Here is a 24,283-nt window from a genome sequence, read left to right as displayed (position 1 = left end):
CCTTTTCACCTTCAAATAATTACAGAAAAGAGTTGAAAAAAGAAAGCGAATATTTTCTTGATAAAGAATACAATACGATTGTTTACGCCAAAGACGATTTGAATTTTAAGGACTTTGAATCTTGCGTTTTCAACAATTGTAATTTCTCCGCTTGTACTTTTCTTGCTGTTACTTTTATTGATTGCATTTTTAATGACTGCATTTTCAGCGAAGCAAAAATTAATTATGTGGCATTGAGAACCGTTACTTTTAATCGATGCGAAATTAAAGAAGTAAATTTCGCTATGTGCGACAAACTCATTTTTGAAGTGCACTTTAATGATTGCATCCTTGATTTTTCTAAGTTTTATACTTTAAAACTAAAAGGAACTCCATTTACCAATTGCAGTCTAATAGCTGTAGATTTTATGGCAGCAGATTTAACAAGCGTTTTATTTGACAATTGCGATTTATATCGTTCAGAATTCAATAAAGCTATTGCTAATAAAGCTGATTTTAAAACGAGTTATAATTATACCATCGATCCGTCTAAAACTAAATTGAAGAAAGCTATTTTTTCTTTGAATGAAGTGAAAGGCTTATTGTTTGCGCATGATGTGATTGTGAGTTAGAAATAATCATTTTTTTACTATTATTTTTCTGTTTTTGCGGGAAGAACAGAATTGGGCAACAGGAATAAAATAAGCAGTACACTTGTTAAGCAAAGCAAATGAATTAATGTGCCATAGAAAAAAGCATTATAGAAATCTACATAATTTGTTTTTCCTTTTGCAAAATAGTAAAACACACCTCCTGTTAAGGTAATGCCCAATGCACCAAACAATTGCTGCAATGTAGAATAAACTCCTGATGCATTTCCGATCCTGTTTTGAGGTAAATCTTTCAGCGCAATATTAGCAAATGAAGGCAGAACCAAGGCTACACCAATACCGTGCAAAAACATGACAAAATATCCCTTGTAATCTATTGTTTGATAATAAAAAAGAACCAGCTGAAAAATAAGAGAAAACATAAGAAGCAACACTCCAAAAATTAATACATTTTTTCCATACTGAAGCACTAATCTAGCCGCAAAAAATGACGCTAAAATAAAACCGCATCCTTGAAATACAATAAAATATCCTGCTTGCGTAGGAGAAAGTCTAATTCCGTCTTGCAGAAAAATTGCCAATACAAAAAAGTAAGCATCGAGCATTAACATAAAAAGAGCCGAAGCCGAAACCGCAATATTGAAATTCTTGTGCGTAAAAAGTTCCATGTTCAATAATGGTTCTTTTTTCTTTAATTTTCTTTTGATCTGTCTAAATATAAAACTTATCAGAAATACTATAGAAATTGTCAGCGTAATTGCAACCAAATCTTTTTGTTCTAATCCCACAGCCATCGAAAAAACCAGTAAAGCAAGCCCTATGCATAATACAACTGCGCTCCAATAATCCATTTGCAAAGAAGAATTGTCTCTAGATTGATTGAGATAACGGATGGCCAGCAAAATCGCTATTAAACAAATAGGAATATTGATAAGAAATATATACCTCCAAGATTGATCGATTAAAAATGGTTGGAGTTCTACAAGAAAACCTCCTAAAAACTGCCCCAGCATTGTGCCAATTCCAATCGCAATTCCGTACCAGCCCATTGCATAAGTGCGTTCCTTATGACTGACAAAGAGAATTTGAATATAAGATAGAACTTGTGGCGCCATTAAGCTTGCACTTATACCTTGAAAAAACCTCAAAGCAATAAGCTGATTTGTAGTGGCAGCAAACCCGCATCCCGCAGAAGTGACCATAAACAAAAACAGTCCTAGAATAAAGATTTTTTTTCTTCCAAAATAATCTCCCATTTTTCCGCCAATTATCAAAAAAGAAGCAAATCCAACCATATACATGGCTACAACTAACTGAATTTTTCCATTACTTGAACCAAGCCCGCGCTGAATTGATGGAATAGCAACGTTTACAATAAATATATCCAAAATAGTAAGCAAATGTGCAAGCAGCAATATAAGGAGCGAAATGTATTTTTTATTTTTCATAATATATAGAACAGTCTATCTATTTTTGGTTAAAAAAAATCAGAAAAACTGATTTATACTTTTTTTTACGGTTTTTAGATCATTCGTATTTCCGTTTATACCTGCCGAAACTACAGCTCCTTCAATCATCAAAAAAATACTGTTTTGCAGTGCTTTTTTTTCTATTAAAAGCGTTTTTACTGTACTAATTTCATCAACTAATCCATTAATATACTCACGCTGGCGCTCTTTATGTGCCTGAACAAACTGTTCTATTTTTTTATCTTCTCTACCTATTTCAGCATTTATTTTTATGAAATGGCATCCGGAAAAATTTGATTCTTCCTGAAGTTTAATACGGTAATCTATTAATTTTAGAAGTTTTTTTAAGGGAGGCTTCTCGTCTTTTAAATAGTCATTGAGATTGGCAAAATATTCTGTTTCCTGCTGTTCAAGATAATGATACAACAAATCACTTTTAGACTCATAGTGTTTGTAAAGCGAACCAATTGCAATATCTGCCTCAGCAATAATCTGATTAATTCCTGTGCTATTAAATCCCTGATGGTAAAACAGACGGGATGCTGTATCGAGTATTCGTTCTTTTACACTGCTTTTCTGTTTCATTTTTTCTTTTTGCCAAAGATAAAACAAAAATAGATAGAGTTATCTATTTATTTCAAAATAAAAAAAATCACAAAAGCCGTGATTTTAAAATTCGTTAATATAAATTAACTACAAACCTTTTCCCATTACGTAATCTTCCATTAAATATCCATTTCCTATTTCGATATCAACGGTTTCTTTAATTTCGAAACCAAGTTTTTTATAGAAATTTAAAGCGGTATTAAAGCGATTTACGTTCAATAAAAGTTCGGTTGAGTTACTTTCCAAAGCCATTTTCTTAATTTCTTCAAAAACTATTTTCCCATAACCTTTCCCTTGTGTTTCTGGCAGAAGATAAATTTTATGGATTTTAGTAATAGCTTCTCCTTTATAATTGTGTTCAATTCCGATAAAACCAATAACCGATTCTGAATCTGAAATTAAATAAAACAACTGTTCTTTATTCTGAATTTGCTTTGATAATGCTTCATTAGAATAAATTAGATTTAACATGTACTCTAATTGTTCCGCAGTTAGAATTTCGCCATAAGTAATAGGCCATGTTATATGTGCGATTTCTTGAATTTTAGCAATATCTTCAACAAATGCTTCTGTAATTTTAATCATATTTATTTAGTAAAAACTTGATTTTCTTGTTCGCTTACGCGGATAAAAGTCGTTCGTTTAGTCAATTCTTTTAATCTTGAAGCTCCAACATAAGTGCAAGTGCTTCTTATTCCTCCTAAAATATCCAAAACGGTGTGAATCACGTCACCTTTAAACGGAACTTGAACCGTTTTTCCTTCGCTCGCTCTGTATTCTGCAACGCCTCCAGAATGCTTGTCCATTGCAGTTTTCGAACTCATTCCGTAAAACTGTTTGAATTTTTCGCCTTTTACTTCGATTAATTCACCGCCGCTTTCTGTATGTCCTGCAAGCATTCCGCCTAGCATAACAAAATCGGCTCCGGCACCAAAAGCTTTGGCAACATCGCCGGGAGTTGTGCATCCTCCGTCGCTTATAATATGTCCACCTAAACCATGAGCGGCATCGGCACATTCTATAATTGCAGATAATTGCGGATACCCTACTCCTGTTTTCACTCGTGTAGTACAAACAGAACCTGGTCCAATTCCAACTTTTACAATATCAGCTCCTGCTAATAAAAGTTCTTCGGTCATTTCTCCCGTAACTACATTTCCAGCAATAATGATTTTTTCAGGATATTGCTTTCTAGTTTTCTTTAAAAACTGAACAAAATGTTCAGAATAACCATTGGCAACATCAATACAGATAAATTTCAGTAACGGATTTGCAGTAATTATTTTTCCAATTTTATCAAAATCTTCTTTGCCAGTTCCTGTGCTTACTGCAATATAATCGTAAATATCTGGAGTTGAATTTTGAAGAAATATATTCCATTCTTCTAAAGTGTAATGTTTATGAATGGCTGTAAAAAGCTTTTCTTTGGCCAAAACCTTTGCTATTTCAAAAGTTCCAACTGTATCCATGTTTGCCGCCATAATTGGAATTCCTGTCCAATTTGAAGTGCTATGCAAAAATTTGAAATTTTGTTCTAAGGAAACTTCAGATCTGCTTTTAAGCGTTGATCTTTTAGGTCTAAACATTACATCTTTAAATCCTAATTTCAGGTCCATTTCTATTCTCATAGTTCGAGATTTTGGTTACTCTCAAATATAGGAAATTTTAGATTGTAGACTTCAGATTTTAGATTATAAAAACTTAAAAAATTGAACGCAGATGAAACGGATTCACTTCGTGAAAACGCAGATAAAAACGGATTTTTTTTCTTTCTTTACTTTGGATAGGCTTCGACTCCGCTCAACCTGACAAAGGCAAAATTAAATTCCGCAGAGAATCACAAAAATATCACGATGATTCACAAAGTTTCTAACAAGAACGCGTTTCGACTTCGCTCAACGTGACAAACTTGAAACTTGAAACCTGAAACAAAAACAAACAAAATCAAAACTTACCCGTGAATAGTTTCGTTTTTTCCGTAATTGGTAATGATAGATTCTTCAAATTCTAACCATTCTCTCCAACGTTTTTCAACATCGATTCCAACTCCGTATTTACGAGCATATGTAATGAAAGTTGTGTAATGCCCTGCTTCGCTTTCCATTAATTCTCTATAGAAAACAGCCAATTCTTCATCTTGAATATTTTCAGAAAGCACTTTAAAACGTTCACAACTTCTAGCTTCGATCATAGCTGAGAAAAGAAGTCTTTCTACAAGACCAGAAACACGGCTTCCGTCTCCGCTTCTTTTCATATACTGGTATAGTTCGTTTACGTATTCATCTTTACGCTCACGTCCTAATTTTAGTCCTCTTTTGATAATGATATTATGCACTTGCTCAAAATGATCAACTTCTTCTTTTACTAAAGCTAATAAATCCTGAACCAAATCCTGATGTTCTGGATTGTTTGTGATAATTGTAATGGCATTGGTCGCTGCTTTCTGCTCGCACCAAGCATGATCTGTTAAGATTTCTTCGATGTTTTTCTCAACAATATTTACCCATCTTGGGTCGGTTGGCAATTGTAATCTTAATACGCCCATTTCTTAAATTATGAGTTATGAGTTAAAAGTTATGAGTTATAAACGCAAAAATCGAAAGTCAAAATAAGACTTTTGACTTTCGACTTTAAAACTTTAAGACTTATATTAATTAATATGCAAAAATTGGTCTTTCGCTCATTAATTCGTTTACTTCTTCAGCAACTTCTTCGATAACCTCCTCATTTGTATGATTAGTTAATACTTTATCGATAAGCGCTACAATAGTTTCCATATCTTTTTCAACTAAACCACGAGTTGTGATTGCAGCTGTTCCAACACGAATACCTGAAGTGATAAATGGAGATTTATCGTCAAAAGGAACCATGTTTTTGTTTACTGTAATTTCAGCTTTTACTAATGCATTTTCAGCTTCTTTTCCAGAAATACCTTTGTTTCTTAAGTCAATAAGCATCATGTGGTTGTCTGTTCCGCCAGAGATAATGTTGTAACCTCTTTTTACGAAAGCATCAGCCATTGCATTTGCATTCTTTTTTAACTGCATTGCATAAGTAAAGAAATCATCTTTTAATGCTTCACCAAAAGCAACCGCTTTAGCAGCGATAATGTGCATTAAAGGTCCTCCTTGGTTTCCAGGAAAAACAGCTAAGTCTAATAATGAAGACATCATTCTGATTTCTCCTTTTGGAGTTGTTAATCCTTGTGGATTTGGGAAATCTTTCCCCATTAAAATCAAACCTCCACGTGGCCCTCTTAATGTTTTATGAGTTGTTGTAGAAACAATATGACAATGTGGAATTGGATCGTTCATTAATCCTTTTGCAATAAGACCAGCTGGGTGAGAAATATCAGCAAATAAGATTGCTCCTACGCTGTCAGCAATTTGTCTGAAACGAGCAAAATCCATATCACGAGAATAAGCAGAAGCTCCAGCGATAATTAATTTTGGTTGTTCTTTAGTTGCAATTTCTTGAATTTTATCATAATCTAAACGACCCGTTTCAGCATCTACACCGTAGAATACTGGACGATATAGACGTCCTGAGAAGTTTACTGGAGAACCGTGAGTTAAGTGACCTCCGTGAGACAAATCGAAACCTAAAATAGTATCACCAGGATTTAAACAAGCATGGTAAACAGATGTATTTGCTTGAGAACCTGAGTGAGGCTGTACGTTTGCATATTCAGCTCCAAATAATTCTTTCGCTCTGTCAATAGCAATCTGCTCAATAACATCAACTACTTCGCAACCGCCGTAGTATCTTTTGCCAGGATATCCCTCAGCATATTTATTAGTTAAAACAGACCCTGCTGCTGCCATTACTTCATCACTTACAAAATTCTCAGAAGCAATAAGCTCTAATCCGTGAATTTGTCTTTCTTTCTCCTCTTGGATAAGATCAAAAATTTGTTCGTCGCGTTGCATTTTTTTGTTTTTCGTTAATTTCACGCAAAAATACAAAAAAACGTTTGCCAAACAGCTAGATTATGATATATTTGACATGTAATTTTTCAACAAACAATTAACATTAAACATGCCAATAACCGCCAACGATACCAGTAGAAAATCATGGTTAGAAGTGCCACAAAATAGCGACTTCCCTATTCAGAATATTCCTTTCGGTGTATTTCTTACCAAAGAAAATGTCGTTACTGTAGGAACGAGAATTGGCGATTATGCCATAGATTTAGGGGCTTTGCAGCAATTAAATTATTTTGAAGGAATAGAATTAACCGATGATATGTTTATGCAGGATACGCTAAATGATTTTATTTCTGATGGAAAAAAAACATGGCGTTTGGTTCGAAATCGCATCGCTGAGATTTTCGACGAGACCAACCCGCAGTTAAGAGATTCAACAAAACATCGCGATATTGTTATATTTAAAATCGAAGATGTAGAAATGCAATTGCCAGTTTTAATTGGTGATTATACTGACTTTTATTCAAGTAGAGAGCATGCCACAAACGTAGGAAAAATGTTCCGCGATCCAGAAAATGCTTTATTGCCAAACTGGCTTCATATTCCAGTTGGATACCACGGAAGAAGTTCTACAATTGTGCCATCTGGAATTCCGGTTCACAGACCAATGGGTCAAACTTTACCTGCTGGACACGATACTCCTGTTTTTGGAGCTTCACGTTTAGTAGATTTTGAATTGGAAACTGCTTTTATTACTACAGATGTGAATGTAATGGGAGAAAATATTTCAACTTATGAAGCTGAAGACTATATTTTCGGAATGGTATTACTAAATGACTGGAGTGCACGCGATATACAGAAATGGGAATACGTGCCTCTTGGACCATTCTTAGCAAAAAACTTTGCCACTTCAATTTCACCTTGGATTGTGACTATGGATGCTTTGGAGCCTTTTAGAACAAAAGGTCCAAAACAAGATCCGTCACCGCTTCCTTATTTACAGACGAAAGGTAAAAAAGCTTTTGATATTCACTTAGAAGTTTCTTTACAACCAGAAGATCAAGAAGAAACTGTGATTTCAAGATCTAACTTTAAATATATGTATTGGTCTATGGCTCAACAATTAACACACCATACCTCAAACGGATGTCGTGTAAATTCTGGCGATATGATGGGTTCTGGAACTATTTCTGGCCCAACTCCAGATAGTTTTGGTTCTATGTTGGAATTAACTTGGGGAGGAAAAAATCCGCTTAAACTAAGTGACGGAAGTGAACGTAAATTTATTGAAGATAATGATACTGTAATTATTCGCGGTTTCTGTGAAAATAACGAAGTAAGAATTGGTTTTGGAGAAGTTTCAAGCCAGTTATTACCTCCTTTTACTAGACAATGAAGAGCAGATCAGTCTGAAGAGATATAGAAAATAAAAAACCTTGGCAATGCCAAGGTTTTTTTATGCTTTACATTAAACTAAAATTGAAAGGAAAAGTTATTTATTCTAAAATCACTTTAATCCAAACCAAACGATGATCTGAACTTGATTCACGTTTTTCAACGAATTCTGACATTGGCTCTCCCTTTGCAGGCCAGAACACACCACTGTTAACAATCTTAAAACCAAGTCTGGATGGCAATACATAATCAGCGCGCATTCTCCAAAAGGCAGTATGATTAATTCCAAAAGGATTTTCAGGACTAAATTCAGCACCACCTTTACTCGCAGGCGTAAAGTCGCTATTAATTTTCGGACTCTCAACTAAAGATTTTATTCCTTCTCTTATAGCATCTCCCTCAACTGGTGAAGCGTTTTGATCGCCTAATATAACAAATCGAGAATTTTGAGACAAACCACCTTTTACACCTTTATCATCATAAATGTACGAAGCCGAATTGTCTGAAATATAATCTCTCCAGAATCTGATTTCATCATGATTTCTTTTTCCATTTCGATCTTCATCACCATCAAAAGTAGGAGGAGTTGGATGACTGACTAAAACATGAACTGTTTTATTCCCAATTTCTACAGGAACATCCCAGTGAGATTTCGAAGATAATGGAAATTCCTTCCATGCTTTCTTGCTATACCAATCAGATCCATCGGCTTTTTTGGTAATTAATGCTTCTGGCATATCTTTCCATTTAAAATGCTGAAAAGTACGAACCGACTTAACATCAATAGGATATTTAGATAAAAGCATCATCCCATATTGCCCAGGATACATGCCAAACGCCCATGCATCATTTCCAAAATTATCCAACTTTCCATCATTGTTCAAATCGTAAGGACTTGGCTGGCCGGTATTCACTGTCGAATAATAGTAGTAAGGATAATCAATTGCCGTTGCTCCACCTTGGCTCACATTCAAATAATTTTTCACAAATGCCTTTACACCAAGTTCAGGGTCTTTAATATAATCAAATTCGTTTAACAGAATAACGTCCGGCCTAACGGTCTGAATAATCTGGGCAATATTTCTAATCTGAGTATTATTTCCTGAACTAAGCTGCTTAATCAATATCTGCTCTGATTTTCCCATTGCGCCTTTTGGAGAATAATTATCAGATTCCATACTTACATTGTAGGTCGCAAATGTAAGTTCATTTTTTTTATATGAATCAGACTGCGAAAAAAGAGCTCCGGAAGAAAGCACGGAAAGGATAAAAAATATTTTCTTCATATAAAATTAAATCTGCATTTCTGCATTGTTGAACATACGAATATAAGAAGGATGTCGAGACACACGGCAAATCCGTCTGTTAAATATACAACAAAAAAAAGCTACCACTTTTGGTGACAGCTCAAATAATATAAGAAAGTCTCTGAATATCTGGTAATTTTATCACAGATCAAAAAAATCAAAACGATTATTTTGTAATCTGTTGCTACTATTTTTATGCAGGAATCTGCTGACTTAAACAATGCAAAGTTCCGAATCCCCAGATAAAATCAATACAGCTGATTCCGATAACTTCTCTATCAGGAAAACATTCTGCTAAGATATTCAATGCTACGCGATCATTGCTATCGTTAAATGTTGGCACTAAAACACAATTATTCAAAATTAAGAAATTAGCATAACTAGCCGGTAATCTTAAATCTTCAAAATCTACACGTTTTGGCATTGGAAGCGCCACAATTACTGGAGATTTTCCGTTTTCTAATTTTGCGTTTTGAAGACGTTTCAAATTATCCTGCAAAGGTTTGTAATTTGAATCGTTTTTATCTGTTTCAACAATCGTTACAATAGTATCTTCATTTACAAATCGGCACAAATCATCGATGTGACCGTGAGTATCATCACCTTCTATTCCATCTCCTAACCAAATTACATTGGTTACTCCAAGATACTCTTTAAAAACAGCTTCGTAATCTTCTTTCGTAAAACCAGGATTTCTTACTTGAATTGTTGGATGCATTAAGCATTCTTCAGAAGTCAATAAAGTTCCTCTTCCGTTTACATCAATCGCGCCGCCTTCAACAATTACAGGTTTTCCTTTGTACATAACCTGAGTTAGCGGAACGTCAATAAAATCAGCTACTTTACCCGGAACAAATTTATCTAATTGATAATTTTTATATTTCGCCCAACCGTTGAAATTGAAATTCAAAGCTTCTCTTTTAGAACCATTTTTTACAATAATTGGTCCAGAGTCACGCATCCAGCTTCTGTTGGTTTTATGAATGATATAAGAAATGTTTTTAAGATTTACACGAGCTCTTTCAAGCATATCAGCAACTTTCTCTTTCAGTTTTTCATCGGCTACAACCAAGAAAACGGTTTCAAAAGTGGCTACTTTTTTTATAAACTCTACAAAAGCCCATTGAACTGCTTCGTATTTTCCCGGCCAGTCGTTACCATTATGCGGAAAGCACAATACAATTCCTTGCTGTTTTTCCCATTCTGCTGGAAATCTTCTATTATTTGTTGACATAAATAGGTTCTAATTTAGAAAGTGCAAAGATAAGCATTCGTTAGGATTATAAAACATTTGATTAAAATTCCTGATAATTTCACAAAAATTATCCTGCAAAATTTAAGTTAAAGATTAAATAATACACACTTAATATTTAACAGAGAGCTCAGAATTACTTTTGCCAAAACTAAAAACTAACACATGAAAAATTTATCTCTCTCATTATTAGCAGCTCTATTTATATTAGCGAGCTGTAACAATGATGAAAATTCAAACGGCGAACCAGAAGTTGTTGTAAACGAAAACCCAGGAACTTTCAAAGAAATTGGATCTATTACAATTGGTGGAGAAGCTGCTGCTGAAATTTCTGCTTACTGCGAAAAAACAAAAAGACTTTTTACAGTGAACAACAGCGGTGTCAACCAAATTGACATCATTGATATTACTGATCCAACAAAACCACTTAAAATCGGAAAAATTGATCTAGTTGCTTACGAAGGTGCTGCAAACAGCGTTTCTGTTTTTGATGGAAAATTGGCTGTTGCATTAGAATCTACTGCAAACAAACAAGGAAACGGAAAAGTAGTTATTTTTAATACTTCAGATTATAGCTTAATCAAACAAGTAACAGTTGGTGCATTGCCAGATATGATTACTTTTTCTCCAGACGGGAAATTTATTATGACTGCTAATGAAGGTGAGCCAAATACAGATTATACACAAGATCCAAACGGAACCGTTTCTATTATTGAGACTAGCTCTTATAATGTAACAACTTTAGATTTTGCTTCATTTGCTGGTCAAGCAGAAGCGTTGAAAAAAGATGGTTTCAGAATTTCAAAATTTGCTAAAACTAGTTTTGCTCAAGATATAGAACCTGAATACATTACAATTTCTGATGATTCTAAAACTGCTTGGGTTACTTTACAAGAAAATAATGGTGTTGCAAAAGTTGACTTAACTTCTAAAACCATAACTGCTATTTATCCACTAGGATTAAAAGATTACAACACTGCTGAAAATGCAATTGATGTAAGCGATAGTGACAATAAAATTGCTTTTAACCCTTGGAAAGTAAAAGGCCTTTATATGCCAGATGCTATTAGCCATTTTACTGTAAATAATACACCTTATTTTGTAACTGCTAATGAAGGTGACGCTAGAGAATACAATGCTTACACTGATGTGAAGCGTATGAAAAGCATGACACTAGATGCAACAGCTTTTCCAGATGCCGCTACTTTAAAATTAGACACCAATTTAGGAAGATTAAATCTTGTTGCAGACATGGGAGACACTGACGGAGATGGAGATTTAGATCAAATGGTAAGTTTTGGAGGAAGATCTTTTTCTATCTGGAATGGAAATACAGGAAAAATCGTTTTTGACAGCAAAAATGATGTTGATAAAAAAACAAATGAATTAGGTACATACGACGATAAAAGAAGTGACGATAAAGGTTCTGAACCAGAAGCTGTAGTTGCCGCAAAAATGGGAAGTCAAAACATTTTATTTGTTGGTTTAGAAAGATCAGATGCTTTTATGGTTTATGATGCTACAAATCCAACTGCGCCTCAATATTTACAAACAGTAAAAACAGGTGATGCTCCTGAAGGCATTCTTTTTATTCCGGCCACAAAAAGCCCTACAAAAAGAAGCTTGTTAGTAGTAAGCAGCGAAGGAGACGGATCTGTTAAAATTTATCAGCCTGATTTAAAATAATAACTCTTTTTTAGGATAGCCAAAAGGACAAAATGTGAATTTTGTCCTTTTTTTATGCATTCTATTGTAGTTATTTTAACGGATTTACACAATTAAAAGCTAAAATATGGGAATTATGTAAGGGTATATACAACACATTCTAGAATTCGACTTATAATTTTGTTTCAGAGTTTAAAATAAAAACAATTTAATTTTTGATATCATGAAAAAGAAATTAGTATCAGTATCCTTATTATTACTATCATTTGCTGCAGGCGCTCAAAATATGGCTACCACTTCTACAAAACCTAACGTAGATCAAGAATTCAACAAATGGTCGATCGAACTGAATGGCGGGGTTAACAAACCAACCAGAACAATGACTCCAGGTTATACTACAGAATCATTAAACTTTTTTCACGGAGATTTAGGTGTAAGATATATGTTTAGTCCAAAGTTTGGGGTAAAATTAGATGTTGGTTACGACCAATTTAAAGAGAAAAAAGATACTCCCGATTTTGAAAGCCGTTACGTTAGAGCAAGTTTACAAGGGGTTATCAATGTGGGACGTGCTTTAAATTTTGAAACTTGGACAAACACAATTGGTCTTTTAGCCCATGGTGGTTTCGGGGTTTCTCAAATTAGCACAGAAACTGGATTTGGAGGTCAGGATTATATGGCTCACGGTATTGCAGGTTTAACTGGACAGATTAGATTAAGTAACAGAGTAGCGTTAACTGGAGATCTTACAGGAATTGTAAACGGAAGACAAAACTGGAACTTTGACGGAATGGGCAATACAACGACTGGTTCTTTTGACGGAGTTTTACTAAACGCATCTGTTGGTTTGACTTTCTACTTAGGTAAAAACGAAAAACATGCTGACTGGGTTGGTGAAGAAGACAGAATTAGTGAATTGGAACAAAGAGTGGATTTAATCGAAACTGGTCTTATCGATTCAGATAAAGACGGAGTTGCTGATTTATACGATTTAGAGCCAAATTCTATTGCAGGAGTTGCTGTTAATACAAAAGGGCAATCTATCGATACGAATCAAAACGGTGTTCCAGATGAGTTAGAAAGCTATTTAGATAAAAATTACGAAAAGAAAGGTGCTGGAACTGCTACAAACAATACAGTTGAAGAATTAATCAACGGTGGTTATGTAAATGTTTACTTCGATTTCAATTCGTCTAAACCAACAAACGCATCTTTATCAGGCGTAGATTTCTTAGTGAAATACATGAAAAACAATCCTGGAAAATCGGCTGACATTATTGGATATGCTGATGAAATTGGAAATTCAAACTACAATGTTGAATTATCAAGAAAACGAGCTGAAGCTGTTAAAAAAGTAGCTGTAAATGCAGGTATTGATGCATCAAGATTGAATGTAATTGCTAATGGAGAAGATACTTCTGTTAACAAAAATTCTAAAGAGGCACGTCAAATCGTGAGAAGAGTTACTTTCCAAGTGAAGTAATATATATAAAGCTAAAAACAGAAAAGGGCAAAATTTAATATTTTGCCCTTTTTATATTTTAGATAAATCAAAATTATTTATCGATTGCTCTTTTTGTAATATCCCCAAAAGCATCAATTCTTCTGTCTCTAAAAAACGGCCAGTTTTGACGAACATTTTCTTGTAAATCTAAATCAACCTCAGCAATTAAGATTTCTTCCTTATCGTGTGAAGCCTGAGCTAAAATTTCTCCTTGCGGTCCAGCAATGAAAGAAGCTCCCCAAAATTGAATTCCTTCTGTTCCTTCAAGATATTTTTCAAGACCGATTCTGTTCGCCGCTGCAACGAAAACGCCATTCGCAACAGCATGACCTTTCATTACATTCATCCAAGCACCATACTGATTCTCTCCGTATTGCTCTTTTTCTTTTGGATGCCATCCAATTGCTGTTGGGTAGAATAAAACTTCTGCTCCTTTAAGCGCTGTAATACGAGCTGCTTCTGGATACCATTGATCCCAGCAGATTAAAGTTCCAACAGTTCCTTTTTTAGTTTCAATCGCTTGGAAACCTAAGTCACCTGGAGTGAAATAGAATTTTTCATAGAAATGAGGATCGTCCGGAATATGCATTTTACGATATAGACCAGCTTCAGTTCCATCAGTATCAATAATATAAGCACTGTTATGATAGATTCCAGCCATTCTTTTCTCAAAGAAAGGAACAATAATTACAACTCCTAATTCTTTTGCCAATTCACTAAACGCAATAAATGAAGTGCTGTAAAGCGGTTCTGCTAATGCAAAATTCTCTACATCTTCACTTTGACAAAAATAATGACTGCTATATAATTCAGGTAATAAGATAACTTCTGCACCTTGACTTGCAGCGTCTCTTACCCAGCTAATACATTTTTTAAGATTATTTTCGGCAACATCATTCAGATTTAACTGAATTACTGATATTTTATATTTTCTTTTCGGCATGACATAAAATTTAGAGTGCAAAAATAATACTTTTTAAAGGAATGGCAAAGTTGATAACTTTTATATAACAACTAATAGAATTGTATCCTTATTTCAAAATTAAAAAAGCCATTTTACATCAATTGAGAACTGAGCAAAATGGCTTATCAACCTAAAAAAATTCAACTAAGCTTTTGTTATTCGATAACTACTTTTTGAGTAAGGAATTCTGTTTCTGATTTTTTGAATTTAATTTCGAAAGTTCCTTTTGTTGCAGACTTAAATTTGTAAACAGTCTTTTTTGGTTCTGGCACTTGCTGTGTACAAACCTGAGATGGATATTTAGCAATTACCTGCAAACCTTTTACAGATCCAATTGTCACTTCTGAGATTTTATCAAATTCTGCACAAGCATTATCTACTGTGTAAGTCACATCGTAGCTTAGCTCATCATTTACTTTTCCTGTTTCTGGTCCTTTGATTTCAGTTACTAAAGCTGCTTTTGTTGTTGGAGCTGGAGTGTCTTTGTCGTCGTCATTACTGCATGAAACAAATCCAATTGATAAAAATAATACTACTAAAGCTGTTTTTAATCTAAAACTTTTCATATAAAATAATAATTAATTGTTAATTACTATGAAGACGCAGCTTAATTGTAAAGGTTGCTTAACAAAAATGTTAAAAAAATTAGATCAGCAATTAATCTTTTCAAATTCAACAACTTATTTAATAAAAAAATATTTAAAAAATACCGTTATTTCTTATAAAAACAAAAAAACTCCAGAGTAGCCCCGATAGAAACGGCATCTTTTTGTTGTGGGGTTCACAACAAAAAATATAGTGGATAGCGGGACAGGACTCTCTTTTAAATGAATTGATCTGCTTATAAAAACAAAAAAAACATCAGCGTTAACTGATGTTTCGTTACTATATTTTTAAACTAAATTAAGCTTTTTTCTTTTGAAAAATCTTTTTGAAGAGATTTACAATTCCTAAAACAATAAAACCAATTATAAGTCCGATTGCAAATTCTTTTATAATTGAAGGAAAGTTTGGCAGAAGGTGGTGAAAGAATTCAATGTTATGAACGAATAATCCGCCTGCAACTAAGATTAAGGCAATTGTCCCGATAACAGTTAGAGCTTTAATTACTTTAGGAAGCGCCTGAACCAGTATGTTTCCTATACTTTTTAAAAGACTTTTTTCTTTCTTGCTATGCTGAATCATTTTGAAACCTACTTCATCCATGCGAACAATAAGTGCTACGATGCCGTAAACTCCAATGGTTGCGATTAAGGCAATAATAGATACTGTAACAATCTGCGACACTAATGGTTTCCCGATTACGGTTCCAAGTGCTATGATTACGATCTCTACAGAAAGAATAAAATCGGTTACGATTGCCGATTTTACTTTGTCTTTTTCAATTACCAAAATCTCTTCTTCAGTAAGCACTTCGTCAGTTATTCCTTCAGATTCTTCATGTTTGTGAGGAACAATAAACTCATAAATTTTTTCGGCTCCTTCATAAGCTAAAAACAATCCTCCCAAAACTAAAATTACCATAATTGCAATTGGAAAAAATGCACTTAACAAAAACGCGATTGGAAGAATAATGATTTTATTTAATAGAGAACCTTTACTGATTGCCCATAAAACTGGCAACTCTCTTGACGAAGCAAATCCTGAAGCTTTTTCGGCATTTACCGCTAAATCGTCACCCAAAATTCCTGCTGTTTTTTTTGCAGCAACTTTACTCATTACTGCAACATCATCCATAATTGCTGCGATATCATCTAATAATGCGAAAAAACCTGAACCCATTTTTTAAAAATTTATTTTTTTAGTGATGCGAATCTAGACATTTTGACTTAATCTTCCCAATAATATTGCATCAAAATTTGTGTTTTTTATTCGTAATTTTCTGTATTGTATTTTTAGTTGCATTGCCCTAAAAGAACCCAAAGAATAATAAAAACTATAATAGTTCCGAAACAGCCTCCGCCTAACTTCTTAGCTCCATATCCTGCTAATAATCCTCTGAAAATATTGTTCATGATTTTGAATTTTAAATTAATAATTTGCTGATTTTATTTATTTAAAATTGATTCTTTTTTGAAGATATCTCGTTATATGAATTAGACTAAAAGTTTCAAAATTTTGGGCACAAAAAAAGCATCAGCTAAAAACTGATGCTTTACCACAATTGATTATTCAAAATTAATCAGTCCTTACATTCTGTCCCCTACTAATTAAGGTTGCTTTATCAATAATGCCTTGTCCTGTAGGAGGAGCTGGAGGATTTTGATCTATCAAATTAATATAACTTCCCGAAAATGGAGCAACATTTAGCAATCTATTTAAAATTAAATTAACCTGTGAGCTCGAAAGTGCATTCTCATTAAAATTAAGACTTGCTTCACCATTATGAACTTTGGACAGCAATGGTAAATCAATAGAACTAAGTACATGATTTCCTCTAAAAAATATTCCTTTAGAAGTTGTTAATAATGGCATCGAAATAGATGTTAAAGCTGGATTACTTATAATCGCTGTATCAAAACCATGAACTATCTTTAGAACCGGGAATGACACCAAAGTTAACTGATCGTTATTCTCTATATTTAACTTATTATAGATTTCAACAAGATTACTAAAGTTTATAGAACTTAAATTTACATTTTCACTTATATTTAAATTTACCACATTTTTTAGAATGCTTAAATCTAGAGTAGTCAAGTTTGTTGTTCCTAACACATAAATATTTTCAGTACCAGGCCCAAACTCAGCTTCTATTTTTGCTACTGCTTCAGTATCAGTAATATCACCTGTTATTACGATGCTTGTCTTTCCCTTGTTCTGAGTACTTCCTGCATATAAAGCATAAGGAACACTTAAAAGCTGGCTTGTACCACTAATTGTATAATTGGTTCCTCCTGCTGGGTCAATTTCTGTTTTAACGAAATGAGAGCCAGCCCCCCAATCTATTCCAGAGAAAGTTCCTGTAACGGGTGTTCCTCCTCCTATTTCTATAGTTGCCAATCCGTTAGTGTTTGTTGTTGCTGTCTGTGTTTCTACATAAGATGCTGTTCCTGTAGCAGAACCTAACAAAATACTGGTTTTTATACCCACTACGGTATTTGAAAGTAACGTTCCATCTGTTTTACGAATTACAGATTGATAATTCATTTTCTGTGGCGCTTGCGCGAATAAGATTGTAAAAGAACTTAATAATAAAAATGCTAGAGTAATTTTTCTCATATATCTTTCTGCTGTTTAGAATTTTATTTTTTAATGATTTTAAAAGTTTTGATTGTTTTAGAATTGTTATTCACTGCTAGAAAATAAACTCCCTGCGCCAATCCTTGCATAGACACCTTTGTTTCTGATGAAGTGATATTGAACGCTTTTGATAATATTCGCCCATTAATATCAAATAAATTATAAGACAAGTTTTCAAATTTATTGTTCTCAACAATAAGATTTAGTTCATCAACAACAGGATTTGGAAAAGCCGTCATGACTAAACTAATTTCATCGAATTTGTCATTGCTTAAAGTGGCTATTTCGTAAGCTTGCTGAATGCCTTGCTGTGCAGAACCGCCACTTCCCTTCAATTGTATATCGGCAATTTGCCCAACTGAATAACTTGCAGCGCCACCAGATCCTGTACCTTTTCCTCCAGTAACAACAATGCTTTCTTGCGCGTAAGAATGAGTTACAAATGAAAAACTGGCAAGAACTAGAATTAAAAATGTTCTTTGGTTTCTTTTCATATATTTGATTTAATAGTTGCGAATCAAATATATGCTATTTCTTACATAAAATAAGGGCTAAGAAAGATTAAAACCGATTAAATATTAACAAAAAAAGCATCAGCTTTTTAACACTGATGCTTTTCCAAGATTAACTAAAAAAAATAATTATTTAACTGTCTGGTTTCTAAAAACCAGCTTGCCATCGAAAGCATCTAACAAAATGATGCTGTCTGTTGTAATGTTTCCTGCCAAAATCTCTTTTGACAATTGATTTAAAACTTCTCTCTGAACCACACGTTTCACAGGTCTTGCTCCAAAATGCGGATCGTAGCCTTTGTCTGCCAAGTAAGCAATAGCTTCTGGAGTTGCATCCATTGTGATGCCTTGCAGAGCCAACATTTTGGTAACACTCTTTAACTGTAAGTTTACAATTCTTGAGATGTTCTCTACCGTAAGCGGTGTAAACATGACAATTTCATCGATACGGTTGATAAACTCAGGGCGAACAGTTTGTTTTAACAATCCTAGAACTTCGTTTTTAGCAGCTTCTGTTGCTGCTTCAACACTTCCTTTTAGGTTTTCAAATTTCTCCTGAATAATATTACTTCCCATATTTGAGGTCATAATAATAATTGTATTTCTAAAATCAGCCAAACGTCCTTTATTGTCTGTCAAACGCCCTTCATCTAGAACTTGCAATAAAATATTGAAAGTATCCGGATGCGCTTTTTCGATCTCGTCTAACAACACTACAGAATATGGTTTTCTACGAACAGCTTCTGTCAATTGACCACCTTCATCGTACCCAACATATCCTGGAGGTGCACCAACTAAACGGCTCACACTGTGACGTTCTTGGTATTCGCTCATATCGATACGAGTCATGGCGTTTTCATCATCAAAAAGATATTCTGCCAAAGCTTTTGCCAGCTCTGTTTTACCAACTCCGGTTGTTCCTAAGAATAAGAATGATCCAACAGGTTTTTTCATATCCTGCAAACCAGCACGGCTTCTACGAACAGCATCACTCACCGCTTCTATCGCTTCTTCTTGACCTACTACACGTTTGTGCAATTCATCTTCAAGATGTAATAGTTTTTCTCTTTCTGTCTGAAGCATTTTCGTTACTGGAATTCCCGTCCATTTTGCCACAACTTCTGCAATATCTTCTCTGGTTACTTCTTCTTTGATTAAAGAATTTCCAGATTGGAATTCAAGCAATTGTTTTTGCAAAGTTTCCTGACGTTCCTGTGCTTCTTTTATTTTTCCGTAACGGATTTCGGCTACTTTACCATAATCTCCATCACGCTCTGCACGTTCTGCTTCGTATTTAAAGTCTTCAATTTCGTGTTTTACAGCCTGAATTCCGTCAACGATATCTTTTTCCTGTTTCCATTTTGCATAGATTTCGTTGCGTTCTTCTTTCAGGTTGGCCAATTCCATACCTAAAATTTTCAGTTTGCTTTCTTCTTTCTCACGTTTAATAGCTTCAATTTCAATTTCAAGCTGCATGATTTTACGATCCAAAACATCTAATTCTTCAGGTTTTGAATTGATTTCCATACGCAGTTTAGAAGCTGCTTCGTCCATTAAGTCAATCGCCTTATCTGGTAAGAAACGATTCGTAATATATCTTTGTGAAAGTTCAACCGCAGCAATAATCGCTTCGTCTTTAATCTGAACTTTATGGTGCGTTTCGTATTTTTCTTTGATACCACGCAAAATTGAAATAGCACTTTCGGTATCTGGTTCGTCAATAAGAACTTTTTGGAAACGTCTTTCAAGCGCTTTATCCTTTTCAAAATATTTTTGATATTCATCTAAAGTGGTAGCACCAATCGCTCTCAATTCTCCACGCGCTAAAGCTGGTTTCAAGATATTAGCAGCGTCCATTGCGCCTTCACCTCCACCCGCTCCTACAAGCGTATGAATCTCATCGATAAACAAAACAATATCACCGTCTGCAGCCGTAACTTCTTTTACAACCGATTTTAAACGTTCTTCAAATTCTCCTTTGTATTTCGCTCCGGCAATCAAAGCTCCCATATCTAGAGAGAAAACGATTTTATCTTTTAAGTTTTCTGGAACGTCTCCGTCCACAATTCTATGCGCTAAACCTTCTGCAATTGCGGTTTTACCAACTCCAGGTTCACCAATAAGCATTGGATTGTTTTTGGTTCTACGAGTTAGAATCTGCAATACACGACGAATTTCTTCATCACGCCCAATAACTGGATCTAGTTTTCCTGTACGTGCTAATTCGTTTAAGTTTTTAGCGAATTTATTAAGCGAATTATAGGTTTCTTCCGCTGAAGCCGAAGTTACTCTTTCGCCTTTTCTTAATTCTTCAATAGCCGCTTTCAAACCTTTTCCTGTAACTCCCTGATCTTTTAAAATCTGAGAAACTTTACTTTTTGAGTCAAAAATGGCTAAAATTAAATGCTCGATCGAAACATATTCGTCGTTCATTTTTTGTGCAATGATTTCAGCTTCATTCAAAGCTTTGTTTGCGTCCCTAGAAAGCATTACATCTCCTCCTGAAACTTTTGGAAAACTCTGAATTGTACTGTCCAAAATTTGAAGAAACAAAGGCACGTTTACATTCAATTTTTTCAAAATAAACGGCGCTACGTTTTCATCAACTTCAAAAATGGCTTTGAAAATGTGTTCATTTTCAATTTGCTGCTGGCCATTTCGCTGCGCTAATTGTTGCGACAACTGAATGGCTTCTTGCGATTTAATAGTAAACTTATTTATATTCATATTTTTACGATTTTGATTGATTTAATTTGTTTGACATTTTATAAGATTAAAGTTACGATTTATTGAGGTACTTTTTTAACCCAAATAATTTAACTTTGCATTGAAATAGACAAATTATATTCCATAGTACAGAAACAGACAAAACGACAGTGAAAATCAGATTTTTCCCGATTTAAAATGTCAAAAAGTCATAAAACAAGCCAAATATGAGTTTTTTAAATTCAATCTTCGGAAGTTCAGAGAACTCAGAAGCTCAAAAAAGTAAAGTAAACTGGACAGAATTAACAGATATGCTTCAATTAATGGAAATCGAAGCCATTTCTCAAGAAAGACCTGTTGTAATTTTCAAGCATAGCACAAGATGTAGTATCAGCCGTATGGCTTTGAAACAATTTGAAAGAGAATATGATCTTGAAGGAGTTGTTGATGCGTATTTTTTAGATCTAATAGCACACAGGGATATTTCAAATGAAATTGCGAGCAAATTTGGAGTATATCACGAATCTCCACAGTTGATTTTAATCAAAAACGGAAAAGCAGTTTACGATGTTTCGCACAGTGATATTGATGCTGAAGCATTGAAAAGCAAGATCTAAGTTATAAATTATGAATTATGAGATATGAATTATGAGTTAATTACTTAGCTTAGAATACAACAAATTTTAAAAATTAAAAGCCTGAAATTATTTGTATAATTCCAGGCTTTTAATTTTTACGCCAAGTCCAATTTTAATTCAAATTAGCGCTCAACTCATAATTCATAATTCACAACTCATAATTAAACTTAAAAGCTTCCGTCAGAGCCTCCACCGCTAAAACCTCCTCCTCCAAATTCCATTGGAGAATCTGTTTTGACTTCTGGTTTCATACCGAAAATTGAAGCTACAACTAAAGCTTCTGCATTTAATAAGCTATCTGAATGATTTATTCTATCTGGTTTAAAAGTCAGGCCGCTTTCTTTTTCTTTTAATTTTCTAATTGAAAAATAAGCAATTCCAAATAAGACTACACCTCCAAGTGTAAGCGCAACTTCTATTGGTAAAACCGAATGATAAAATCGAATGGTATAAATTGAAAATGCAATCGCCAAAAAACTCAGCCAAAGCATTATTCTGTCTTTTGTTTTTAAAGCTTGAATCAAATAAAGCACAGGAACTACAAAAGTAAATGCGTAAAAGAAATACGCAAACGGAATATCTGTTCCAGGTTTTACTTCAGTTCCCAAAAGTTCAGCTGAAAGCTCTCTAACAACCAAATAATTACAAGAAAGATAAAATAAAACCAAACAAAAACTATTGGCCAATAATAGTCCACTATAGTAATAGCTTTCGTTTAAACGATTCATCAACTTTTTAATCAAAAAATAAAAAACTCCAGCAAAAATCATTGCTACAAATGGCAAAATAGCTTTACCGACATCTCCAAACTCAAACATTCCGAAAAACAAAAACGCTGTTGCAGAAAGACAGAATACAAGCATTGATAACACATGCAAATACCTTAGAAACATAAAAAGCGATCCAACTGCCACAAAAAAAGCAATCACTGTTTCGTAACCTTCTGTTGTTATTGCTACTGCTGCACCTAAACATAAAAGCGCATTCAATATAAAAGCATCATCCAAGCCGTGATTATGATATCCCTGATTTGCAAGTAGTTCTGTTCCTCCAAACCCAACTATGGCAAAAATATAACAGCAGATTTGAAAAAATGTATCTTCACCGCTTAATCCAAATAAAGAAATTGCGCCACATATAGAACCAAATAATAAACAGCCAAGCAAAAAGAAACCTATCCTAACGAGAATATTATTCTGGCTTTTTAAAACCGGAAGTTCTTTTTCTATAAATTTCTTTTGCTCTTTACTAATAAAACCTCCTTTATATAAAGCATCCGCTTCATCAGCTAAAACTTCATTATCCAATAATTGTTTGTTGTATACTATCATTCTGCGATTTCTTTATGGAAGTTTTTAATTAGTTTAATGAACATTATAATTGAGCCAACAAAATAAGCTGGCAACAAGAAAATAAGTAACTCCCAAATATCAGAGAAATCAACGTTTTCAAAAACTCTAAACAAAACAATATTTCCTCCGATGTAAGCATAAATAATCATAAAAACATACAAAGACATTGCTTTAAATTGATAACTGACCTTATAAAAATAATAAGTTGAACCTCCTAAAATTAGAGCAAAAATCATCCAATTTAAGGTGTCATAACTTGTCAGATTACTGATTGTAGCAACACTTATTATATGCAATGCAAAAGTGATAAAAACCAAGCCAAAATGGGTTTTGAGTGAAATTCGGCTACTGTAGATTGTCCATAAGACCAATAAAACTCCTAACATAACTGCAGAATAGCTCAAACTTTGGCTTGCATACAAATTATTACTGTCATTAAAAATATCTTGAGGCGTAACCGAAAGTCCCACATACGCCGCCAAACCTGTAATGGCAATGGTCAAAACACTTCTATTATCAAAATAATAAGCACAAAAGAAACTTACTACAGTTGGAACCAAAGTGGCTAATCCGTAATGTTCACCAAAAGGTTTATACTGAAACTGAAGATATCCTATGAAAATACAAGTCAAGATATTGCCTGCCAAAACTAAATATTCTAAAACGGGATGCTCAAAAGTTATTTCTTCTTTCTGAAAGCCTTTAGAATACTTAAAACAATAAAAAAAGCACACTGCAATAACAATTAAAAGCAATAATAGAATCGCAATATGTCCTATACTATCGATATTTTCATAAATCAAAATTCCGATTCCTGAAGTAAACAGCAATACTGATAAATAAAGAAATAACTTTAATTCTGCGTTTAGCGAAAAGATATTCAGACTTCGATAGTTTTTTACTTCTTCGAGCTGATTCTCTGTAATTAAACCTTTTTCACAAAGATGAAAAGCAGACTGTTCTTTGAATTTTTCCATTGGTGTAATTTAAACTGGCACATCAAATATATATATTTAGCATGAATTTTCTGCTTTTACTATCAAACCTTTCCTTTTTTATGTAATATTAGTGATCGATCATTTTGTATTCAAAAGTGTAAAAACAACATTTATAAATCTAAAAATCAAAACCTTAAAGCATAAATATTCAATAAATTA

Annotated in this window: 21 protein-coding genes; 5 read left to right on the top strand and 16 right to left on the bottom strand. The window is 33.8% G+C overall.

The genetic code is table 11. From position 1 onward, the window contains the following. The first annotated feature begins 32 nt into the window (after positions 1 to 32). Positions 33 to 611 (top strand): pentapeptide repeat-containing protein, encoded by a 579-nt coding sequence (locus JI750_RS11295; protein WP_202001608.1) that lies wholly within the window; start codon positions 33 to 35, stop codon positions 609 to 611. A 20-nt stretch (positions 612 to 631) separates the two neighbouring features. Here JI750_RS11295 and JI750_RS11290 read toward each other — a convergent pair whose 3' ends face one another. From JI750_RS11290 to glyA, 6 genes are all read right to left on the bottom strand, one after another. Then, positions 632 to 2,038 (bottom strand): MFS transporter, encoded by a 1,407-nt coding sequence (locus tag JI750_RS11290; RefSeq protein ID WP_202001605.1) that lies wholly within the window; start codon positions 2,036 to 2,038, stop codon positions 632 to 634. Positions 2,039 to 2,077: 39 nt separating this feature from the next. After that, positions 2,078 to 2,644 carry a TetR/AcrR family transcriptional regulator gene (locus tag JI750_RS11285; RefSeq protein WP_198856047.1) on the bottom strand — a complete coding sequence of 189 codons (567 nt, stop codon included), beginning with the start codon at positions 2,642 to 2,644 and terminating at the stop codon, positions 2,078 to 2,080. Between the two features lie 108 nt (positions 2,645 to 2,752). Beyond that, entirely contained in the window at positions 2,753 to 3,250 is a 498-nt protein-coding gene (locus JI750_RS11280; protein WP_202001603.1) for a GNAT family N-acetyltransferase, read from the bottom strand. 2 nt (positions 3,251 to 3,252) lie between these two features. Continuing rightward, positions 3,253 to 4,293, bottom strand: a complete 1,041-nt coding sequence (locus JI750_RS11275; RefSeq protein WP_202001601.1) for a GMP reductase — start codon at positions 4,291 to 4,293, stop codon at positions 3,253 to 3,255. Positions 4,294 to 4,616: 323 nt separating this feature from the next. After that, positions 4,617 to 5,210, bottom strand: coding sequence for a MiaE family protein (locus JI750_RS11270; protein WP_111376884.1), 594 nt, complete (start codon positions 5,208 to 5,210; stop codon positions 4,617 to 4,619). A gap of 109 nt (positions 5,211 to 5,319) precedes the next feature. Beyond that, positions 5,320 to 6,594, bottom strand: a complete 1,275-nt coding sequence (gene glyA / locus JI750_RS11265; RefSeq protein WP_202001598.1) for a serine hydroxymethyltransferase — start codon at positions 6,592 to 6,594, stop codon at positions 5,320 to 5,322. Between the two features lie 109 nt (positions 6,595 to 6,703). On the opposite strand from glyA, the gene fahA reads away from it, so the two are divergent. Continuing rightward, positions 6,704 to 7,987 carry a fumarylacetoacetase gene (gene fahA, locus JI750_RS11260; RefSeq protein WP_202001596.1) on the top strand — a complete coding sequence of 428 codons (1,284 nt, stop codon included), beginning with the start codon at positions 6,704 to 6,706 and terminating at the stop codon, positions 7,985 to 7,987. 100 nt (positions 7,988 to 8,087) lie between these two features. Here fahA and JI750_RS11255 read toward each other — a convergent pair whose 3' ends face one another. Together JI750_RS11255 and JI750_RS11250 are read right to left on the bottom strand one after the other, a co-directional pair. After that, a complete protein-coding gene (locus JI750_RS11255; RefSeq protein ID WP_202001594.1) occupies positions 8,088 to 9,272 on the bottom strand; it encodes an endonuclease/exonuclease/phosphatase family protein in 1,185 nt (394 codons plus the stop codon). Between the two features lie 214 nt (positions 9,273 to 9,486). Beyond that, the gene (locus tag JI750_RS11250; protein ID WP_202001592.1) at positions 9,487 to 10,527 is read right to left on the bottom strand and encodes an agmatine deiminase family protein; all 1,041 of its coding nucleotides are present in this window, start codon (positions 10,525 to 10,527) and stop codon (positions 9,487 to 9,489) included. 183 nt (positions 10,528 to 10,710) lie between these two features. On the opposite strand from JI750_RS11250, the gene JI750_RS11245 reads away from it, so the two are divergent. Next, the gene (locus JI750_RS11245; protein WP_202001590.1) at positions 10,711 to 12,231 is read left to right on the top strand and encodes a choice-of-anchor I family protein; all 1,521 of its coding nucleotides are present in this window, start codon (positions 10,711 to 10,713) and stop codon (positions 12,229 to 12,231) included. 202 nt (positions 12,232 to 12,433) lie between these two features. Further along, positions 12,434 to 13,693: an OmpA family protein gene (locus tag JI750_RS11240; RefSeq protein WP_202001588.1), complete on the top strand. Its 1,260-nt coding sequence runs from the start codon at positions 12,434 to 12,436 to the stop codon at positions 13,691 to 13,693. A gap of 73 nt (positions 13,694 to 13,766) precedes the next feature. Here the strand turns inward: JI750_RS11240 and JI750_RS11235 are convergent, their stop codons facing one another. From JI750_RS11235 to clpB, 6 genes are all read right to left on the bottom strand, one after another. Next, positions 13,767 to 14,657, bottom strand: a complete 891-nt coding sequence (locus JI750_RS11235; RefSeq protein ID WP_111423443.1) for a carbon-nitrogen hydrolase — start codon at positions 14,655 to 14,657, stop codon at positions 13,767 to 13,769. 176 nt (positions 14,658 to 14,833) lie between these two features. Continuing rightward, positions 14,834 to 15,244 (bottom strand): hypothetical protein, encoded by a 411-nt coding sequence (locus JI750_RS11230; RefSeq protein ID WP_202001586.1) that lies wholly within the window; start codon positions 15,242 to 15,244, stop codon positions 14,834 to 14,836. 337 nt (positions 15,245 to 15,581) lie between these two features. Further along, complete coding sequence (locus tag JI750_RS11225; protein WP_202001584.1) at positions 15,582 to 16,460, bottom strand: DUF808 domain-containing protein; 879 nt, start codon at positions 16,458 to 16,460, stop codon at positions 15,582 to 15,584. Between the two features lie 396 nt (positions 16,461 to 16,856). After that, entirely contained in the window at positions 16,857 to 17,897 is a 1,041-nt protein-coding gene (locus tag JI750_RS11220; RefSeq protein ID WP_202001581.1) for a DUF8740 domain-containing protein, read from the bottom strand. Positions 17,898 to 17,920: 23 nt separating this feature from the next. Further along, positions 17,921 to 18,412: a T9SS type A sorting domain-containing protein gene (locus tag JI750_RS11215; RefSeq protein WP_202001578.1), complete on the bottom strand. Its 492-nt coding sequence runs from the start codon at positions 18,410 to 18,412 to the stop codon at positions 17,921 to 17,923. A gap of 147 nt (positions 18,413 to 18,559) precedes the next feature. Then, complete coding sequence (gene clpB, locus JI750_RS11210; RefSeq protein WP_202001576.1) at positions 18,560 to 21,157, bottom strand: ATP-dependent chaperone ClpB; 2,598 nt, start codon at positions 21,155 to 21,157, stop codon at positions 18,560 to 18,562. A gap of 206 nt (positions 21,158 to 21,363) precedes the next feature. Between clpB and ytxJ the strand changes: the two genes are divergently transcribed. Next, positions 21,364 to 21,753, top strand: coding sequence for a bacillithiol system redox-active protein YtxJ (gene ytxJ / locus JI750_RS11205; protein WP_202001572.1), 390 nt, complete (start codon positions 21,364 to 21,366; stop codon positions 21,751 to 21,753). Between the two features lie 188 nt (positions 21,754 to 21,941). Here ytxJ and JI750_RS11200 read toward each other — a convergent pair whose 3' ends face one another. Next, positions 21,942 to 23,105: a hypothetical protein gene (locus JI750_RS11200; RefSeq protein WP_202001569.1), complete on the bottom strand. Its 1,164-nt coding sequence runs from the start codon at positions 23,103 to 23,105 to the stop codon at positions 21,942 to 21,944. Continuing rightward, entirely contained in the window at positions 23,102 to 24,103 is a 1,002-nt protein-coding gene (locus JI750_RS11195) for a DUF2157 domain-containing protein (protein ID WP_202001566.1), read from the bottom strand. The genes JI750_RS11200 and JI750_RS11195 overlap by 4 nt, the downstream gene beginning before the upstream one ends. Positions 24,104 to 24,283 lie beyond the last annotated feature (180 nt).

The sequence above is a fragment of the Flavobacterium tagetis genome (genome assembly GCF_016735615.1).
In the GTDB taxonomy this organism is placed as follows: Bacteria; Bacteroidota; Bacteroidia; order Flavobacteriales; family Flavobacteriaceae; genus Flavobacterium; species Flavobacterium tagetis.
This window is presented reverse-complemented; position numbering and strand designations above follow the sequence as displayed.